This is a genomic window from Gottfriedia luciferensis (assembly GCF_001712755.1).
In the GTDB taxonomy this organism is placed as follows: domain Bacteria; phylum Bacillota; class Bacilli; order Bacillales; family Bacillaceae_G; genus Gottfriedia; species Gottfriedia luciferensis_B.
Genome location: NZ_MDKC01000025.1, coordinates 1 through 1,519, shown reverse-complemented (window position 1 = coordinate 1,519; position 1,519 = coordinate 1). Strand labels below are relative to the sequence as shown.

Annotated in this window: 2 rRNA genes and 1 pseudogene; all 3 read right to left on the bottom strand. The window is 31.3% G+C overall.

Going from position 1 to position 1,519, the window contains the following annotated elements:
- Positions 1–60, bottom strand: a 16S ribosomal RNA gene (locus BED47_RS14900); the annotation flags it as partial.
- A gap of 368 nt (positions 61–428) precedes the next feature.
- Positions 429–1,013: pseudogene (locus BED47_RS14895) on the bottom strand (DUF3885 domain-containing protein).
- 358 nt (positions 1,014–1,371) lie between these two features.
- Positions 1,372–1,487: ribosomal RNA gene (gene rrf / locus BED47_RS14890) — 5S ribosomal RNA — on the bottom strand.
- Between the last annotated feature and the right edge of the window lie 32 nt (positions 1,488–1,519).

Sequence of the window (1,519 nt, the reverse complement as noted above, 5' to 3'; positions counted from 1 at the left end):
TTGCATGTATTAGGCACGCCGCCAGCGTTCGTCCTGAGCCAGGATCAAACTCTCCATAAAAGTTAAGTTTAAATCTTGTATTGCTCAAAAAACTAATAATTGACGTTTACTTCATGTTTTGTTTAGTTTTCAAAGTTCACTTTGTCGCTTTAGAAGCAACTTTAATATAATAACATTTTGTTGAACTCTTTGTCAACAATTTATTATATTTTTTTTATTGTTCGAACTTGTTTTATCGTGACAACATAAACAAATATACCATCTCGTCCAAATGATTGCAAGCATTTCTTTACAAAAAATTAACAAAAGTTGTGTATGATCTTTTTAAGATACTTTCTATGTATATGGTTCTATTAAAAATTCGTATTGATTTTAGATTTATTAAAAGGAAACACCACTCCAAAATGCTGCTTCCCCTTCTTCATATTTTAATTAAAAACCTTCTCAATATTAGGTTTGTCAAAAACTAAGATCCATTCATTGTAAGGAACATATGAATCCCTTATTGTGTCGGGTGAAGCTGCCAATAAATTACACCTTCTGTCATCGTTAACATGAAAGACCGTTTTCTTATTAATATTGATAAAATATACTCTATGAAAAACCTCGGTCTAACTCCCAATTCTTCATTGCATATTGATTTTAGCAAAGAATTGTATTTGAATTCATCCGTTTTACATTTTAACCTAAACCTATTCGTTATATTTGTTCCAACTTCGTCATCCTCAGGAAAAACTTTAATCTATACAGTAGTGACTTCTCTACATATGATGAAAAGTTCTTTACGATTTGTTTACCTCTATCAAAATTATTTTCATCTTATGACAAAAAAATCATCATCCGTTAGAGAGTGAATCGCCTCAAATAAAGTGATTGCTCTTTTATAACAATTTATAACAACCCAATATATATGGATTATCAGGATAATCATAATCCATTTCCCAATTGTAAAACAAAGGTGGACTAAGTTCTAAGTCAGGAAATACTTCTCCCAAGAAGTCGTTAAGTATCATTCTAACACCTCATAAAATTAATTCAGTAAATCAAAAAAACAAAGACCCAGTATTGAGACTAGACAAACGTAAACAATCATAAGTAAATGCTATTTTAAAAACAAACTATATGAATAATTACTCTTTAATATCGGGTTTTGTATTTTCGTTACTAAGACTAGATAATTAACGAGATACAATGTGATGATGTTATTTCCTATTTTCTTAAGCGTATCCTACAAAAAACTTAATCATGTCATGTGACTTTCGATCATTCCTCGAGTTGATTTCTATTTAATAAGTAAAATTTAGAATAAAACTATCGTTTTCATATTTCAACACAAAAAAAACATCAGCCTAATAGCTGATGTTTTTGGTAACCAGGCGACGTTCTACTCTCACAGGGGGAAACCCCCAACTACCATCGACGCTGAAGAGCTTAACTGCCGTGTTCGGTATGGGAACGGGTGTGACCTCTTCGCAATAATCACCTGATTATAATTGAGTTGTACTTCGTACCCTCAAAA